The 16,724-nt window shown below is 41.5% G+C and carries 11 protein-coding genes; 4 read left to right on the top strand and 7 right to left on the bottom strand.

Translation table 11 applies throughout. The features are described 5' to 3' along the window. Nucleotides 1-2: 2 nt before the first annotated feature. From nrfD to H8B17_RS04460, 3 genes are read right to left on the bottom strand one after another with little or no spacing between them, the layout of a single operon-like run. Nucleotides 3-1,487: an NrfD/PsrC family molybdoenzyme membrane anchor subunit gene (gene nrfD / locus H8B17_RS04470; protein ID WP_190307933.1), complete on the bottom strand. Its 1,485-nt coding sequence runs from the start codon at nucleotides 1,485-1,487 to the stop codon at nucleotides 3-5. Nucleotides 1,488-1,515: 28 nt separating this feature from the next. Continuing rightward, nucleotides 1,516-4,530 (bottom strand): TAT-variant-translocated molybdopterin oxidoreductase, encoded by a 3,015-nt coding sequence (locus H8B17_RS04465; RefSeq protein WP_190307932.1) that lies wholly within the window; start codon nucleotides 4,528-4,530, stop codon nucleotides 1,516-1,518. Between the two features lie 38 nt (nucleotides 4,531-4,568). After that, nucleotides 4,569-5,852, bottom strand: a complete 1,284-nt coding sequence (locus H8B17_RS04460) for a cytochrome c3 family protein (protein ID WP_190307931.1) — start codon at nucleotides 5,850-5,852, stop codon at nucleotides 4,569-4,571. A gap of 404 nt (nucleotides 5,853-6,256) precedes the next feature. On the opposite strand from H8B17_RS04460, the gene H8B17_RS04455 reads away from it, so the two are divergent. Then, nucleotides 6,257-6,634: a methionine-R-sulfoxide reductase gene (locus tag H8B17_RS04455; protein ID WP_317170985.1), complete on the top strand. Its 378-nt coding sequence runs from the start codon at nucleotides 6,257-6,259 to the stop codon at nucleotides 6,632-6,634. Here H8B17_RS04455 and H8B17_RS04450 read toward each other — a convergent pair. Further along, nucleotides 6,624-7,622: a LacI family DNA-binding transcriptional regulator gene (locus tag H8B17_RS04450; protein ID WP_190307930.1), complete on the bottom strand. Its 999-nt coding sequence runs from the start codon at nucleotides 7,620-7,622 to the stop codon at nucleotides 6,624-6,626. The genes H8B17_RS04455 and H8B17_RS04450 overlap by 11 nt on opposite strands. 84 nt (nucleotides 7,623-7,706) lie before the next feature. Between H8B17_RS04450 and H8B17_RS04445 the strand changes: the two genes are divergently transcribed. After that, nucleotides 7,707-8,039 carry an HP0495 family protein gene (locus H8B17_RS04445; protein ID WP_190307929.1) on the top strand — a complete coding sequence of 111 codons (333 nt, stop codon included), beginning with the start codon at nucleotides 7,707-7,709 and terminating at the stop codon, nucleotides 8,037-8,039. A 63-nt stretch (nucleotides 8,040-8,102) separates the two neighbouring features. Here H8B17_RS04445 and pnp read toward each other — a convergent pair whose 3' ends face one another. The 3 genes from pnp to H8B17_RS04430 form a co-directional block, all read right to left on the bottom strand. Then, nucleotides 8,103-10,277 (bottom strand): polyribonucleotide nucleotidyltransferase, encoded by a 2,175-nt coding sequence (gene pnp / locus H8B17_RS04440; RefSeq protein ID WP_190307928.1) that lies wholly within the window; start codon nucleotides 10,275-10,277, stop codon nucleotides 8,103-8,105. A 169-nt stretch (nucleotides 10,278-10,446) separates the two neighbouring features. Next, a complete protein-coding gene (rpsO, locus tag H8B17_RS04435; protein ID WP_190307927.1) occupies nucleotides 10,447-10,728 on the bottom strand; it encodes a 30S ribosomal protein S15 in 282 nt (93 codons plus the stop codon). An 84-nt stretch (nucleotides 10,729-10,812) separates the two neighbouring features. After that, nucleotides 10,813-12,027 (bottom strand): acyltransferase family protein, encoded by a 1,215-nt coding sequence (locus tag H8B17_RS04430; protein ID WP_190307926.1) that lies wholly within the window; start codon nucleotides 12,025-12,027, stop codon nucleotides 10,813-10,815. A gap of 224 nt (nucleotides 12,028-12,251) precedes the next feature. Between H8B17_RS04430 and H8B17_RS04425 the strand changes: the two genes are divergently transcribed. Together H8B17_RS04425 and H8B17_RS04420 are read left to right on the top strand one after the other, a co-directional pair. Continuing rightward, nucleotides 12,252-13,451 carry an ROK family protein gene (locus H8B17_RS04425; protein WP_190307925.1) on the top strand — a complete coding sequence of 400 codons (1,200 nt, stop codon included), beginning with the start codon at nucleotides 12,252-12,254 and terminating at the stop codon, nucleotides 13,449-13,451. Then, nucleotides 13,448-16,720: a SusC/RagA family TonB-linked outer membrane protein gene (locus H8B17_RS04420; RefSeq protein ID WP_190307924.1), complete on the top strand. Its 3,273-nt coding sequence runs from the start codon at nucleotides 13,448-13,450 to the stop codon at nucleotides 16,718-16,720. Before H8B17_RS04425 ends, H8B17_RS04420 begins: the two co-directional genes overlap by 4 nt. Nucleotides 16,721-16,724: the final 4 nt, after the last annotated feature.

Here is a 16,724-nt window from a genome sequence, read left to right as displayed (position 1 = left end):
TATTATTTTCTAACGTCTAATGCCTTAATATCTTCTTCCGAAACAGAATCGTATTTCTCTAGTGAATTCTCGAAGTATTTCACCTGTTCATCTGGGAATGCACCCTCTTGCGCCAATTTCGTCTTCTGTTGCAAACTTGCAGATTTTAACAACAGCTTAACTTCTGCAATCGCAATGCTTGGTAAGAAACGCAGGAACAACAAGAACAGCGTGAAGAACAAACCGATGGAACCTATGAATATACCCACGTCCACCCATGTAGGATAGAACATTGCCCATGAAGATGGTAGGTAATCCCGGTGCAAAGAGGTTACGATAATCACAAAACGTTCAAACCACATCCCGATATTGACCACGATAGACAATACCCAAGAGATAGGAATACTTGTACGAATTTTCTTAAACCAAAACAACTGAGGTGAAATAACGTTGCAGGTCATCATTGCCCAATAAGCCCAAGCATAAGGACCAGCAATACGGTTTGCAAAAGCATACATCTCATATTCTGAACCTGAATACCATGCGATAAACAACTCGGTTAAGTAAGCGATTCCGACGATAGAACCCGTCACCATGATAATCTTGTTCATCGATTCGATGTGGAACATGGTAATGTAATTTTCGAAATTCATTACCTTGCGCAGGATTAACAATAGCGTCTGTACCATTGCAAACCCCGAGAAGATTGCCCCCGCAACGAAATACGGAGGGAAGATCGTTGTATGCCATCCCGGAATCACGGAAGTAGCAAAGTCCATAGATACAATGGTGTGTACGGAAAGTACGAGTGGCGTAGAAATACCAGCAAGAATCAAAGAAACGATTTCAAAACGTTGCCACGTTTTAACCGAACCATTCCATCCAAAGGATAAAACTTTATAAATCTTCCGTTTAAGTCCCGTTGCACGGTCACGAACAGTTGCAATATCCGGCAAAAGACCACAATACCAAAACACCAATGACACCGTGAAATAAGTAGAGATGGCAAACGCATCCCATACCAGCGGAGAGTTGAAGTTTACCCACAACGATCCAAATTGATTCGGCAATGGGAAAATCCAATAGGCTAACCAGGGACGCCCCATGTGCGCAACAACATACGTAGCCGCACAGATAACGGCGAAGATTGTCATCGCTTCTGCTGAACGGTTAATGGAGTTACGCCAATTCTGACGGAAAAGTAACAATACGGCTGAAATCAACGTTCCGGCGTGACCGATACCTACCCACCATACAAAGTCGGTGATATCCCATGCCCAACCTACCGTTTTATTCAGACCCCAAGCGCCGATTCCCGTCCAAAAGGTATATCCGACACTCACTACCCACAACATAGCTCCTAGAGCGGCTATGATAAAGCCGATCCACCAAGCTTTGTTTGGCTTATTTTCAACCGGGAGCAAGATATCATCTGTCACTTTAGCATAAGTGATATCCTTGCCGGTTATTAATGGTTCTCTTAATATTGATTCGTTATGCGATGACATAGTTGTTTTATTTCAGATTAGAACAAAATTAAGCTTCAAAGGTATTTCTAACTTTCGTCATATAACCAATGTTAGGTTGAACGTTGATTTCCTCTAACACATAATATACACGTTCGTTACGCAATGCTTTTGAAACCTCTGATTCCGGGTCATTAACATCACCAAAGATGATTGCATTTGCCGAACACGCTTCTTGACAAGCCATTTTTACATCGCCGTCTTTCAGCTTACGGTTCTCCATCTTCGCCTGTAATTTACCCCCCTGAATACGTTGGATACACATCGAACATTTTTCCATAACACCACGTGAACGCGCTGTTACGTCTGGGTTTAACACCAATTGTGTAAATTCGTTATTCAAGTAATTATCGAAACGAGCGTCATTCCAATAGTTAAACCAGTTGAAACGACGTACTTTGTACGGACAGTTGTTTGCACAATAACGTGTACCGAAACAACGGTTATATGCCATGTGGTTTAGTCCTTCCGAAGAGTGTACTGTCGCCAAAACGGGACACACTGTTTCACAAGGAGCATGGTCACAATGCTGACATAACATGGGCTGGTGAACAACCGTAACGTTCTCGTAATCGTAATCTGTCGCTTTCGCTATTTCTTTTTCTTCCGTTAATTTCGTACCATCTTCCTGCTCCAAGGTATAGTAGCGATCAATGCGCAACCAATGCATTTCGCGACGACGACGTACCTCATCCCTACCGACAACAGGAACGTTATTTTCCACGCTACATGCCACAATACAAGAACCGCACCCTGTACAAGCATTCAAGTCGATTGCCATAACCCACTTATGACCCGGCGATTCAAATTTGTTCCACAGATCATATGTTTTATGTGAATCTGCAAAACGACCCGACTCTGAGTTTGGATCCTTCAAATATTTGGCAAACGTTGTTTCGCGAATAATGTTACGTCCCTCAATGGTATGGTGTGTTTGCGTTTGTGCTAACTCATAAGTACCGCTTGCCTTAGTAACCGTAGCTTTCGCTTCAAACTGAACAGTACCATTCACCAAACGCGCGAATGGAAACGCATTCTGTCCTACATTATTACCCGCCTTACCTACTTTCGTCCGCCCGTACCCTACGGCAATCGAGACAGTCCCTTGCGCTTGGCCCGGTTGCAACACCACGGGAAGTTCCACGGTATAACCATTCGCCTCCACACTAACCTTACCATGCTCGCCTAAACCTAAGTTTTCTGCATCGCGTGGATTTAACGCAGCATAGTTATCCCAAGTTACTTTGGAAACCGGGTCCGGTAACTCTTGTAAGAAAGCATTGTTGGCATAACGACCATCACGCAGCACGGTGGATTCGTATAATTTCAATTCGAAATCGCCGACAATCGCTTTAGAAGTTGCGCCGATAGCATTTGCTATAGCATTCACATCGACATTAGCTGTATAGGAAGATCCTACCGACGAACCTTTATAAATAAAGCCTGTCTGTAGAACATCATTCCATGATTTACCCGTACCTGCAAGGATATTTTCTTCCCAAATTTTTCTTACGAAATCGTAGATATTGGTATTATCGCCTGCCCAAACCAACAAGCTCTGTTCTGCTTGACGTGTATTGAACACCGGATTGATAGTCGGCTGAACTATGGTATAGTACCCTTCTTTTGCTGAAGCATCTCCCCATGATTCTAAAAAAGAAGAAGTTGGAGCAACTGCTTTCAATATAGATGCTGTTTCATCAGCACGATCAGCAAAAGATAACGTAAAATCTATTTTTGCAAGCGCATTGCTTACGTCCTCCGCCTTAAAGTAATCGTAAACAGGATTGCTATTCAAGAAAAGAGCCGCGCCGACTTGTCCCGCTGTAGCCGCAGACAAGAACTGCTGAAATGCAGCATCAGAACCTTCATATTGTTTGGAGTAATTATCTAAATCAATAATAGCACCATAAGCTCCCAACGCGCTGTTGATAGCATTTGCCAGCAATTGAATATTCACATCATTGGCACCTGCAACCACAACAGCATTTCCTCTGTTATTGGTCAATTCTTTTGCAGCCAACACAATTGCTGTCTGTGCCTTTTTATTAGCAACACCTCCAGCTAAAGACTGCCCGGTAATGGCATTGTATAAAGAGATCAAGACAGCACCTTCTTCAGAAGGTTTAATCGCGATACGTACGTCCGCATTCGAACCGGTCATGCTTAATCCAGATTCAAATTGAATGTGACGAGACATTTTACCGTTTTTCAACGATTTATAATCACGATTTTGAATATAATCTTGTGTATGTTCTTCGCCGGCTAACCATGAACCTAAAAAGTCAGCAGCGACGGAAACCACTACATTTGCATTCGCTAAATGGTAGGAAGGTATAACAGCTTTTCCAAAACTTGCTCTGTTAGCTTCAAGAATACCACTGTACGATACGGCATCAACCTGTATATGCGTCGCAGTAGGATATTTTGTCTTAAACGCTGCAATAGCTGCCAACGATGACGGGCTATTCACTGTATTCGATACAATCGCGATCTGTTTTCCAGTTCCCGCTGCTTTATTCAATGCATCGATAACCGTTTTATCCAATGTAGACCAATCTACATCCTGACCATCCAATTGCGGATTTTGCAATTTGGACATATCGTATAAATCCAAAACGACAGCGGCAGTAGTAGCATCCGTACCTTGATTTAATCCGATAGAATTTGGATTTGCAGCAAGAGAGATCGGACGTCCTTCGCGGGTTCTTACCAATACACTCTGACCATTAAAAGAAGAAGCGTAATAATTCGGAATACCCGGTGTAACTTCCTCTGGTTTGATTACATATGGCACTGCCTTATGAACAGGTGTACGATTACACGCTGCCAAGGTTACAGCCCCTAAACCGAATCCCAAAGCCTTCAAAAAGTCACGACGGGGTGTCCTCGTGCTTAGACCTGCTTCATTTAATACATCTTCAACAGGAATAGGTTCAGCAAACTCACCCTTATTACTTTCTATGAAAGCAGGTGTTTGTTGCAATTCTTCCAAACCCTTCCAATATTTTTTATTGCTATCCATTTAAGCTGTATATAAGATTGCGTATTTCTAAATTATTATTAATAGTGACACTTACCACACTCCAAACCACCGATCATAGCAGCAGTCATCTTCTCTCCTTTTTTCAATTTCTCGTGTGCCTCGATCAACTGATCATAGTATGCGTTATCCGCATTTACCTCCGTGGTTTTGTGACAATCAACACACCACTTCATGGTTAATGGCGAATACTGATAAACCTCTTCCATTGTTTCTATTGGTCCGTGACATGTTTGACACTCTACACCAGCTACTGATACGTGTTGCGAGTGATTAAAATAAGCGAAGTCAGGAAGATTATGAATCCTCACCCATTCAATAGGTTTTGGATTATCACCATATTCACGTGTAGCCGGATCATAATCCAAGGCTTTATAAATCTTCGCAATTTCAGGAGAAGTCTCACCATCGTAATGATCCGCAGCTGTTACTGTGTTATGGCAATTCATACAGACATTAGCTGAAGGAATGGACGCGTTCTTCGACTTATACGCTCCTCCATGACAATATTGACACTCAATTTGATTAACACCTGCGTGAATCTGATGCGAAAACTTAATAGGCTGCACCGGCTGATATCCTGTATGAACACCAACATTCCACATCACATTCCATCCCCAAACACCGAGCAACGCCACTAACATCAACACCACAAAACCAACCAATTTCTTGTTCCGCACGAAAGCTTTGGCAAATTTACCAAAACGACTTTCCTGATACTTCTCATGCTTCGCTTGTGCCGCCTCGATCGCTGCCTGATTAGTAGCAATTACTTTCTCTAAAGTGTGGATTACACGATTTAAGACAACAATAACAACAATTGCCAAAACGACAATAGCCAATAAACCAAAAATCATCAGCGTGTTAGCATCGCTTGATTTTGCAGCACCAGCTCCACCACCTTCGCCCTCAGCCGGACCGGCAGCAGCTTTAGCTTCCTCCGCATCAACATAAGCTATGATACTCTTAATTTGATCGTCAGACAAATCCGTGAAAGAAGTCATCACTAAATTATTCCAGTCTGCAAAAAGCTGCACCGCAGCTTCATCACCAGAAGCGATCATTGCCTGCGAATTATGAATCCAGGAAATCAACCATTCTTCCGAATGTCTTTCCGACATCCCCGCCAATGCAGGACCTACCATGTTCCTTGTCACACTATGACAAGTCGTACATTTCGATTTGAAAAGGGTCTCCCCTTCTTTGACATCCTGCGCATGCGCCATTGTAACGGCAAAAAACAGTACCAGACCAACCGATACCGACTTTGCAAGTCTTCCCAAAACGGATGAGATATTTCTCATATTTAGCACTTTATACTATTTATTTGTGATATAAAACTTTTTAAAATACTCGTCTAAGTGGTTTAACCCCTCCAAACAATGCACAAAAGTATAACTATTTAAGCAATCGCTGACAATTTAATGACGCAAATTATCAATTTAAAACCATTCTAAATAATTGCTCTACACGGCGTAAAAAAGGCTTTTATTGACATTTAAAATGACATATTCGTGATCTGATCAGGAACTTTATAAAACAAATACATCTTGACATATATTAAACAATATTAACAATAAATTTCACGAACTTAGACCACATGATGGATTACCGGATATTTTTATCGCTTTTATTTACCACACTATTTATTTGTGGCCCGTTATCCAGGCAAAAAACAGACAACGAACAGACATCAATTCACACCACGATGAACGACAGCATAAAACACAACGAACTTACACCGGAGGAAGAATATATTATCGTACACAAAGGCACCGAAAGGCCTTTTACGGGACAACTACTTAACAATAAGGACGAGGGTACATATATCTGTAAGAGGTGCGACGCGCCTTTATATCATTCACACGACAAATTCGAATCACATTGTGGCTGGCCGAGTTTTGACGATGAAATTCCAGGAGCAGTAAAACGTGTGCCTGATGCAGACGGAAGACGCGTAGAAATCCTTTGTGCCAAATGCGATGCCCACCTTGGGCATGTATTCGAGGGGGAAAGATTTACGTCAAAAAATACGCGGCATTGTGTAAATTCATTATCGATGAAGTTCATACCGGCTAAGAAGTAGGGGCTTCGCGTACAAGCAATGTACAAGGAACAACAACCTTATATTCTCCGCGCAGGTTACCATCAATTTCTGTTATCATTATCTGCATCAGTTCCGTGGCCACGGCCTTCCCGTCTTGTATAACCACGGAAATAGCAGGCGTATGGAGTTCAAATAGCACATGATCGTCAAATGTTGCGATTTGCGGAAATACGTTCGTTTTTCCCTTCATTGCCTTCAATCCATCAATCGCCAAATAATGGCTAGCAAACAGTATGGCATCCAATTTATTATCGACAATAAACGAAACAATTTGCTCTCCCACCTCATCCCCTGGGCCATCGACATTTAATTTCCTAATGAAAGATTGCTGCTGAAGTTCATCCATGGCATCCATATAGCCATCGAGTCTCGCCCGCATTTGCGTCTGATTGGAATATAAGGAAACTAACCCAACACGTCTGCCCCCTATCTCCGACAAATATTTGGTTGCCTCATAAGCCCCCTTTCTATTATCAGAAATAACATAAGGGACATCCAAAGTGGAGATAAAACGGTCAAAAAAGACGACAGGAATACGTTGCTTTTTTATTTTCAGAATCGTTTCTTCCAAATCGTCCGACGGCATTAGGAACACACCATCAATCTCCTTATCTATACAAAGCCTAACGAACTGATTGATCTGCCGGGTATCATTACCAGTATTACAATACACCATATGATATCCCAATCCGGAAGCGATGCGTTCGATATGTCTCCCTACCTCGGAAACGAACGTATTATTTATGTCGTCGGCTAATAAGGCTAATACTTTCGTTTGTCCGCCGGGCGCATTCCGCACCAATTGACTAGGTTTATATCCTACTCTTTTCACATATTCCAACACCCGTTTGTTCACCGTGTCACTGATTCTTCTTTCCTTCGCCTTCCCATTTAAGATAAAGGATACGGTGGTAACAGAAGTTCCTACTGCTTTCGCTATATCCGTAATCGTAATTCGTTTTTTCATTGCCATAACAGATTCCAATCTACTAAAAAAAATCACACGTAATGGTATACTTATTGATAATATTCTCTACAAAGGAGAAAAGTAATGAGTGAATTTAATAATGACATCCGCATCCAAGACCTTTCGGACGGTGGGAACAACAATTCAACTGATTTTTACGACAACTTTCGTGCGAAGCTGAATTCTGTGGAACAATTCCCGACGATATATACCTTTAAATTTATTGTGAAGGCTGATAGCAATGCACAGGAAGAAGTAAAACAGATATTTACGCATGAAAGCACCAAATTTTCCGAGAAAACGTCGTCTGGGGGGAAATACACTTCCATCACGGTCGAAACCTTTGTAAACGATGCGGAAAATGTCATTGATTATTATAAGAAAGTTTCAAAAATAGAATCGGTCATTATGCTTTAAAGGAAGCTATAAAAAAGATGGGGCTGCCAAATTGACAGCCCCATCTTTTTTATATAACTTAAGCTACCCTTGCGGGGCATCTTTCGCAGCGGTTTCCGATTTCGGTTTATCCTCTTTTGGCGGACGTGGTAGTAATACTTTACGGGATAGCTTCAATTTGCCTTGTTTGTCAATATCCAACAATTTAACTTTCACTATATCACCTTCCTTCAACACACCATCCATAGTTTCCAGACGTTTCCATTCTATTTCAGATATATGTAACAAACCATCCTTACCCGGCATAATTTCTACAAATGCACCAAAGGGCATAATTGATTTCACTTTACCTTCGTAAATTTCGCCGACTTCTGGTTTTGCGACAATGGCTTTGATACGCGAAACAGCTGCATCGATAGATGCTTTATTATCTGCAAACACCTGCACAATCCCTTTTCCATCAACTTCTTCAATAGAGATCGTTGATTCGGTTTCACGCTGCATCTCCTGAATAATTTTCCCGCCAGGCCCGATGATCGCACCAATAAATTCTTTATCGATACTAAACGAAACAATACGAGGTGCATGCGGTTTATAATCCTCACGAGGCGCAGAAAGGGTTTTCTTCATCTCGCCAAGAATATGTAAGCGCGCTTCTTTTGCCTGATCCAAAGCTTGTGTCAACACTTCCCATTTCAGTCCATTGATCTTCAAGTCCATTTGACAAGCCACAATACCATTCTCGGTACCTGTCACTTTAAAGTCCATGTCACCTAAATGATCTTCGTCTCCTAGTATGTCTGAAAGAATAGCATATTTACCTGTTTTTTCATCGGTAATAAGCCCCATCGCAATCCCCGAAACTGGTGCTTTCAATTTCACACCAGCATCCATTAGCGCCAAAGTACCCGCGCAGACTGTAGCCATTGAAGACGAACCATTAGACTCTAAGATATCTGAAACTACACGAATAGTATAAGGATTTTCGTTGGCTGCAGGAAGCACCTGTTTCAACGAACGCATAGCCAAGTTACCATGCCCTACCTCTCGACGGCCAGGCCCCCGGTTTGGACGCACCTCACCTGTAGAAAACGCAGGAAAATTATAGTGTAAAATAAATTTATTATATCCGTGAATGAATGCGCCATCAATCATTTGCTCATCATCCTTAGCACCCAATGTAACCGATGTCAAAGATTGCGTCTCTCCACGAGTAAAAACTGCCGATCCATGTGCCGCTGGTAAATAATCTACTTCAGACCATATCGGGCGAACAGTACGTGCATCACGTCCATCCAAACGAATACCTTCGTCTAACACTAAATTACGGACAGCGTCATACTGGACGTCATGGTAATATTTCTTTGCCAAAAATGCTGTTTCGTCGTCAATTTCTTCGCCCAATGTCGCAAAAAAAGCATCGCCTATTGCGGCAAATTGTTCCGTGCGTTCGTGTTTCGTAGAACCTGATTTTGCAACAGCGTATACTTTATCGTACGTAGCTGCAAAAACCGCATCACGTAAATCAAGATTCGAAGGCTCATGGTTACCGTCGCGTTTTTCAGCAACACCTACCAAATTCGCCAATTCTGTTTGTGCAGCAACTTGTTTCTTGATCGCTTCATGAGCAAAAGCAATAGCTTCTACCATTTCAGCTTCAGAAATTTCCTTAGACTCGCCCTCGACCATAACGATATCTTGCGCGGAGCCTGCTACAATATATTCTAATGTCGCACTTTCCAATGCAGACAAACCTGGATTAACAACCAACTGCCCATCGATTTTAGCAACACGGACTTCTGAAATCGGCCCGTTGAAAGGAATATCCGAAACCGCAATAGCAGCCGACGCAGCTAAACCGGCCAATGCATCCGGCATAATATCTTTATCAGCAGAAATCAGTGAAATCATTACTTGTGTGTCTGCATGGTATGTCTCCGGGAATAGGGGGCGCAATGCCCTATCGACCAAACGAGAAATCAAGACCTCATAATCCGATAATCTTGCCTCTCGACGAAGGAAACCACCCGGTATACGACCTGCCGCTGCATATTTTTCTTGATAATCGACAGAAAGCGGAAGAAAATCCACACCCTCTTTTGGTTCTTTTGCAGAAACCACTGTTGCTAATAGCATCGTGTCTCCCTGTTTCAATACTACCGACCCATCCGCTTGTTTCGCCAATTTACCGGTAGACAATTCGATCGGAGCTAATCCATTGCCCAAGTCGATCGTCACTTTTTTTTCGTTATAACTCATTTGTAATTCATTTCGGTATACGGGTTCATCTTTTTACTACTCTTTCGTATACCATCTTATTTATAGACTTTTAAAATCCCCACAAAGGTAAATAATAAAAAACAAAAAATTCACACGTAAAAAAAGCCGTTCACAATCGTAAACGGCTTCTTCTTTAATTTCCTAAAAGCTATTTTTTGATAATATCACGTAAGCCTAGTCCTTTGATAATCGCACGGTAACGCTCGATATCTTTTTTGTGTAGATAAGCTAATAATGAACGACGTTTACCAACCAATAACTGTAGCGAACGTTGTGTGTTAAAATCTTTTCTGTTTTTTTTCAAATGCTCGGTTAAATGAGCAATCCTTTTAGTGAATAAAGCCACTTGTCCTTCTGTAGAACCCGTGTTTGTTGCTGAACCTGCAAATTCTGCAAAAATGTCAGCTTTGTACTCTTTACTTAAATACATTCTTGAATAATATTAAAGCGTTAAAAAACTTATTAATTGAGCGCAAAGATAAAAATTAAAAAGTGAAAATTAAAAACTTTAATCCTACACCTTAATATAGATCTTTTTCTTATCCAAGAAATAACAGATTCCCCACATCAACGCCAAAAAACAAAGGGAATAGACAAATGAACCGACTTCTGCTGGACCCGGAATTTTTGCACACACATATTTATAAAACCAAGACAAAGCTGTCAAATATTGTGGCACACCGTCTGAAGAGACGCCATCGGAAATTCGAAATAACCCTAAAAACCGAGGCAATAAGCCACTAAGCACGAAAATAAACAACGGATTTTTACCAAATACATCAAAAAATCTTGTTAGCGCATTTTTTATCGCCTGTAACTCAATAAACCAGATCATTGTGCCTAAAGAAAGTATACCCAATCCTGTCGTATAAAGCACATATGAGCTTGTCCAGATTTTCTTATTTATTGGAAACCCCAAGGACCACCCCCAACCTAATACCAAGAGCATAAACCCCGTGATCATGAATGCCGACAACAATTTAAAATGTGCTTCAGTTGTCTTGGGTACTTTTGTCCACAGCCAATCGACCTGTCCCTGCTTCTGAATAAACGTCCCAGCCAGGTAGCCAAACACGACTTGCACAATAGCAGGAATGGTACTCATTAGACCTTCGGGATCGAAAGGTACCCCCTCTCCTTTATACATATGAGCAACACCCAATACCTGTTTGTCGATAGCCGTCCCAAACCACCCTTCTAACGAATAGGGATCCCCCTCTCCTAAGAACGCACAAAGCCCCCAATACCCTAATAGTATTAAAGCTGTTATGTAAATTAAGCTCTTGGGTTTAAAGAAATAAACCAAAATAGAAGCAAAAAAATAAGATACGGCGATGCGTTGCAAAACACCGAAAACACGTACGCCTCGCTCGATATTATCCGAAGCTATCCACTGCCGAAACTGCAGCTCATTCCCTACCCACTGTACAAACGGCCACCAATTCAGAAAAATGCCAATAAAAAAAATCAACAGCGCTCTTTTTATTATTTTTCTCCAAAACACGGCCTGCCCCGCATCTTGCAGTTTAGGCATAACAAACGCCATGGCGTTCCCAACAGCAAACAGAAAGAAAGGAAACACAAGGTCTGTAGGCGTACAACCATGCCAAGCAGCGTGCTTTAAGGGTGCAAACATATGAGCCCAAGTACCTGGGTTATTAACCAAAATCATCAGGGCCACTGTCGCTCCTCTGAATACATCCAAGGAATAATAACGTTGCTTTGTCATCAACATTTAGATTTTATACACAAGCGAAGCTATGAAATTAGCCAAACACCTCCTCGTTTAACCATAACTTTGTTACAATAGAGCGAATGTTTATGTTAAAACAAGCATTAAAACACATACTTTTAAAAAAAATTAAAAAGTATTTGGAAGTTAATATTAAACAACAATATATTTACAGTTATTAAATAATTAAGTTAAGAAGCCGACATAATAGTTATGAGCCCATGGATAGCCTAAAACTTGCGATTTTACGCGCTTTATATTTTTCTCCTAATCAGTCTATCGCAGAATTAAGCGAGTGGATAGGGAAAAGCATCCCCCTTGTTACGAAATCAATTAATGAGCTTTTAGTCAGCGAATTGGTTGTGAGCTGCGGTTTACGAGCTTCTACCGGCGGACGGCGCGCGATACACTTTATGCTAAACAGCGACAAACAGGGGTATATCCTGGCTGTGGCTATGGATCAATATTCTACAAGTATTTCCATCGTTGACCTCGCCAATAAGCAACGCCTACCCACCAAGAACATAGCATCTCCTTTATTAGAAGATCCAAAAATTTATAACAAAATAATCGATACTATAACGCGTGTTATTTCTGAATTTTCAAAAGACAGCATCTTAAGCATCGGCATGACTATGCCCGGTTTTGTAGATTCGAAAACAGGCATTAACAATTCATTTCCACCAGAATCTCCCCTGTACAACCTTCGAGAAAACATCCAATCACATTTTGAAATCCCCACGTACTTAGAAAATGATTCAGCAGCCATTGCCATTGCGGAAAAGCATTTCGGCTTGATTCAAGATGCCCCGGATGCATTGGTAGTCAATTTGAATTGGGGTGTCGGTTTAGGTATGATTGTAGACGGCAAACTCTTTAAGGGTCATAGCGGATTCGCGGGAGAGTTTAGCCACATCCCCTTGGCGAATGAAGACAAACTCTGCTCTTGCGGAAAAAAAGGCTGTTTGGAGGTAGCAGCATCGTTACTATGCGCCATTGAATATATCGTTGATGCTATAGAAGACGGACAGCGATCCTCACTAGAAAAAATTTACCATAAGCACAAGAAACTTACATTAGAAGATGTGCTTGAAGCCTATTTAAAAGGTGACCAAGTAACGATTATAGCCATCCGAAAAATCGCCTATATGTTAGGGAAAGGAATTGCAACACTCATTCACATCCTCAACCCTGAAACCGTTATTATTAGTGGAAAGGGTGCTATGTTCGGCGATGTATTGTTACCACAGATCCAATCTTCCATACAGGAATATTGTATACCACGCTTAGCAAAATGCACTTCCATACAAATTTCAGAAACTAAAGACGTTCAACTACTCGCATCGACCTGCATAGCAGTGCAGCAGATGGATTGGGACATAAACACACAACACAAACAATTAACTAAAGTAAAACTATGAGCAAACTTTACAAACAATGTTGCAGTTTGACGCTGATTATGCTTTTTAGTGTAACGGCGTTATTTGCACAGCAGACCGTTACGGGGATCGTAACGGATGCAAATGGCGCGGTTGCTGGCGTTACCGTATCCGTAGTCGGGACTACGGAAGGAGCACAAACCGATGCGAAAGGTACTTATACCGTCCAGGCGGCTAATGGAGCCAAGCTAAGATTCTCCGCAGTCGGCTACCTCACCAAAGAAGTAACGGTTTCTGGACCTCAACACAATGTTGCGCTACAGGAAGATGCTACAGCTATAGACGAAGTCGTTGTCACTTCTTTCGGGATTAAAAGGGAACAACGTGCGTTAGGATATGCGGCAAGCACGATCTCTGCTGAAGAAATTACCCAAGCAGGGGCTACTAATTTCGCTTCAGCAATGTATGGCAAGGCTGCGGGGGTTAAAATTACCACCGCTCCTGGCGGTGCATCCAGCGCGGTAAATGTACAAATACGAGGTATTAACTCCATTAGCTATGGCTCCCAACCCTTATATGTTGTCGACGGTGTCATTATTAGGAATGATAACCAAAACGGCACCCAAGGTTCAAATAATGACGGTTACTGGGGTGATCAACGTATCCGAGGAAATGGTATTTTAGATATTAACCCGGCTGATATTGAGAATCTAACTGTACTAAAAGGAGCTAGTGCAACAGCATTATATGGTTCCGATGCCGCGAATGGCGCTATTGTGATTACAACAAAAAAGGGAAATCGTGATAGAGGTCTCGGTATAGATTTTAATTATACAGGGACTATTGAAAATGTTGCATTTACACCGAAATTTCAGAACGTATATGGCCCCGGATACGACAGGGAGACTAACATTTCCGTTGGCGCAACGGAAGAAGGCTGGATACCGGATAGCCAGTCGCCTTCGGGTTACCGTCCAAACTTTAGGGCCTATTCTAACTTTGGACCAAAAATGGAAGGACAGGATGTAATTTGGTGGGACGGTTCTATACGCCCGTTTGTAGCCTATCCCGACAACTATAAGGATATTTTTCGAGGAGGTCATAGCTCGAATGCCAATCTTTCTATTTCTAATCAGACAGATAACATCAATTATCGTTTGTCCTATACAAGACTCGATTACAATGGTATTCAGCGAGGCTCTAATTTGCAAAAAAACACCTTCAACTTGAACAGTAATGTGAAAATGCACGAAAAACTAAATGCAGACATTATTGTAAACTATATCAATACGAAAACGACCAATAGACCGTACTTGATGAATCGGGTGCTTGGCGGTTATGATGGTTTCTTTAGTCGTGCGGAAGATGTATCAGCCATGTTGAATAAATATCAGACAAGTGAAGGCTTCAAATGGGTGCCTTATGATAGGACGGAGAGAAATCCAGATGAAGCATTCGCATACAATATGCGTCCAGATTTGTTGAACTTTTTCTGGAGTACACTGAAAAATCAAAATGTGGAAATAGAGAATCGATTCATTACCAGTGCAGCGTTAAACTGGGACATTGTAGGTAATCTGAAATTTAAAGGCCGATTAGGGAATGATTTATCTGTGATCAATATAGAGAATAGAGAACACAGCGAATATCCCGTTGAATTTAATGAGAATGTGAGCACCGGTGGATTTCGTGTTGATAAAGGGGTGTACAACATTCTATATGGAGATGCACTTGTGAGTTATGACGACAAGCTAGGCAGCGATTTCGATTTTAGTGTGAGTGCGGGTTTTACAGGACGCCAGGAAATGTTCCGTGATCAATGGTCAAGTACTTACCAAGGATTAGTGAGCGAAAACTGGTTTTCGTTAAATAACTCGTTTAGCCCATTGACCACCAATGCTTCGCGAAAAGAATTGTTGAAATATGGCTTTTTGGGAATCCTGAATCTAAGTTATAAAAACCTCTTGTATCTGGAAGGGACCGCACGTCAGGAATATGCATCTTCCTTACCACCAAAGAATAATAGCTACTTTTATCCTTCGGTAAATACCAGTTTTATATTTACAGAGTTATGGGATAATAAACCAGCTTTTTGGGATTTTGGTAAACTCCGTGCATCTTATGGTGTGGTCGGTAACGCTTCTCCATTTTATGAGGCGAATGTTTTATATACGCAAAAATCATTACAATCAATTAACGGTTCCCTACCCGCCCTTTCAATCAGCGAAAGCTATGGAAACTTGGAATTGAGACCCGAAATGAAACATGAAGCAGAGTTTGGGTTGGAATCACGTTTTTTCAATGGAAGACTGGGTGTGGATGCGAGTTATTATAATAACTTGATTAAAGACGTTATTCTGCAATTAGATGTTGCGTCTTCCAATGGGGCAGCACGTCAAATTATGAATGTTGGAGAATTGCGTAATTATGGTTTTGAATTAGCTTTGGATGGAACACCAATCGATGGCAACTTCCGATGGAATACGCGTGTCAACTTTGCGTTTAATAGATCGCGATTGGAATCGTTGACAGAAGGATTAGATGAATTGAACTTCTATAATGCCGAGGCAAACGGTATCAAGCTCGTGGCACAAGCGGGGGAGACATTAGGGAATGTGTACGTACAGGAACGAATGAAAGACGCTAATGGTAACTTTGTAATTAATGACGATGGGTATTATGTTATTGATAACTCTCAATATGTTAAGGCAGGGAATATACTTCCGAAGGTAGTAGGAGGTTTCTCGAATAGTTTTAGCTACAAAAACTTTTCCTTGGATGTCATGACTGACTTTCGCTTTGGTGGGCAGATGATTTCTACACCATTAAAATACGGGATAGGGACAGGGCAGTATGAAAGTACGATGAAATACCGCGACGCCGCGAATGGCGGATTGACTTATGAAGAAAATGGAAAAATGTATGATGACGGGGTTTTGTTGGAAGGTGTTAATCAGAATACCGGCCAGCCGAATGACAAGATTATCTCTGCCGGTGCATATTATAACAACAGCTATCAATGGGGCGCAAACGCCTTGAATGGTAAAGACGCAGCAATCTTTGACAACAGCTATATCAAATTAAGGGAATTGTCTCTGGGATATCGAGTACCAAACCACGTTACGGAAAGAATGAAAATAAGTAACCTTCGTATTAATGTAGTGGGAAGAAACTTATTTTACTTTTGGAGAACGTTGGAAAACCTAGATCCGGAAGCTCCTGTGGGAGGAATGTGGTATAGACAAGGAATCGATGAAGGTTCCGTAGCCGCTACCAGAAGCTTTGGATTATCATTACACGCAAGTTTTTAATATT

Source organism: Sphingobacterium arenae (assembly GCF_014692505.1).
Classification (GTDB): domain Bacteria; phylum Bacteroidota; class Bacteroidia; order Sphingobacteriales; family Sphingobacteriaceae; genus Sphingobacterium; species Sphingobacterium arenae.
The sequence above is the reverse complement of the archived record's forward strand: the minus strand, read 5'-3'. Positions and strand labels throughout refer to the sequence as shown.

Coding starts and splice junctions, on each gene's coding strand:
- H8B17_RS04465 (WP_190307932.1), bottom strand. CDS start 4,530: ATGGATAGCAATAAAAAATATTGGAAGGGTTTGGAAGAATTGCAACAA.
- pnp (WP_190307928.1), bottom strand. CDS start 10,277: ATGAGTTATAACGAAAAAAAAGTGACGATCGACTTGGGCAATGGATTA.
- nrfD (WP_190307933.1), bottom strand. CDS start 1,487: ATGTCATCGCATAACGAATCAATATTAAGAGAACCATTAATAACCGGC.
- H8B17_RS04420 (WP_190307924.1), top strand. CDS start 13,448: ATGAGCAAACTTTACAAACAATGTTGCAGTTTGACGCTGATTATGCTT.
- H8B17_RS04430 (WP_190307926.1), bottom strand. CDS start 12,027: ATGACAAAGCAACGTTATTATTCCTTGGATGTATTCAGAGGAGCGACA.
- H8B17_RS04450 (WP_190307930.1), bottom strand. CDS start 7,622: ATGAAAAAACGAATTACGATTACGGATATAGCGAAAGCAGTAGGAACT.
- H8B17_RS04425 (WP_190307925.1), top strand. CDS start 12,252: ATGGATAGCCTAAAACTTGCGATTTTACGCGCTTTATATTTTTCTCCT.
- H8B17_RS04445 (WP_190307929.1), top strand. CDS start 7,707: ATGAGTGAATTTAATAATGACATCCGCATCCAAGACCTTTCGGACGGT.
- H8B17_RS04460 (WP_190307931.1), bottom strand. CDS start 5,852: ATGAGAAATATCTCATCCGTTTTGGGAAGACTTGCAAAGTCGGTATCG.
- H8B17_RS04455 (WP_317170985.1), top strand. CDS start 6,257: ATGAACGACAGCATAAAACACAACGAACTTACACCGGAGGAAGAATAT.
- rpsO (WP_190307927.1), bottom strand. CDS start 10,728: ATGTATTTAAGTAAAGAGTACAAAGCTGACATTTTTGCAGAATTTGCA.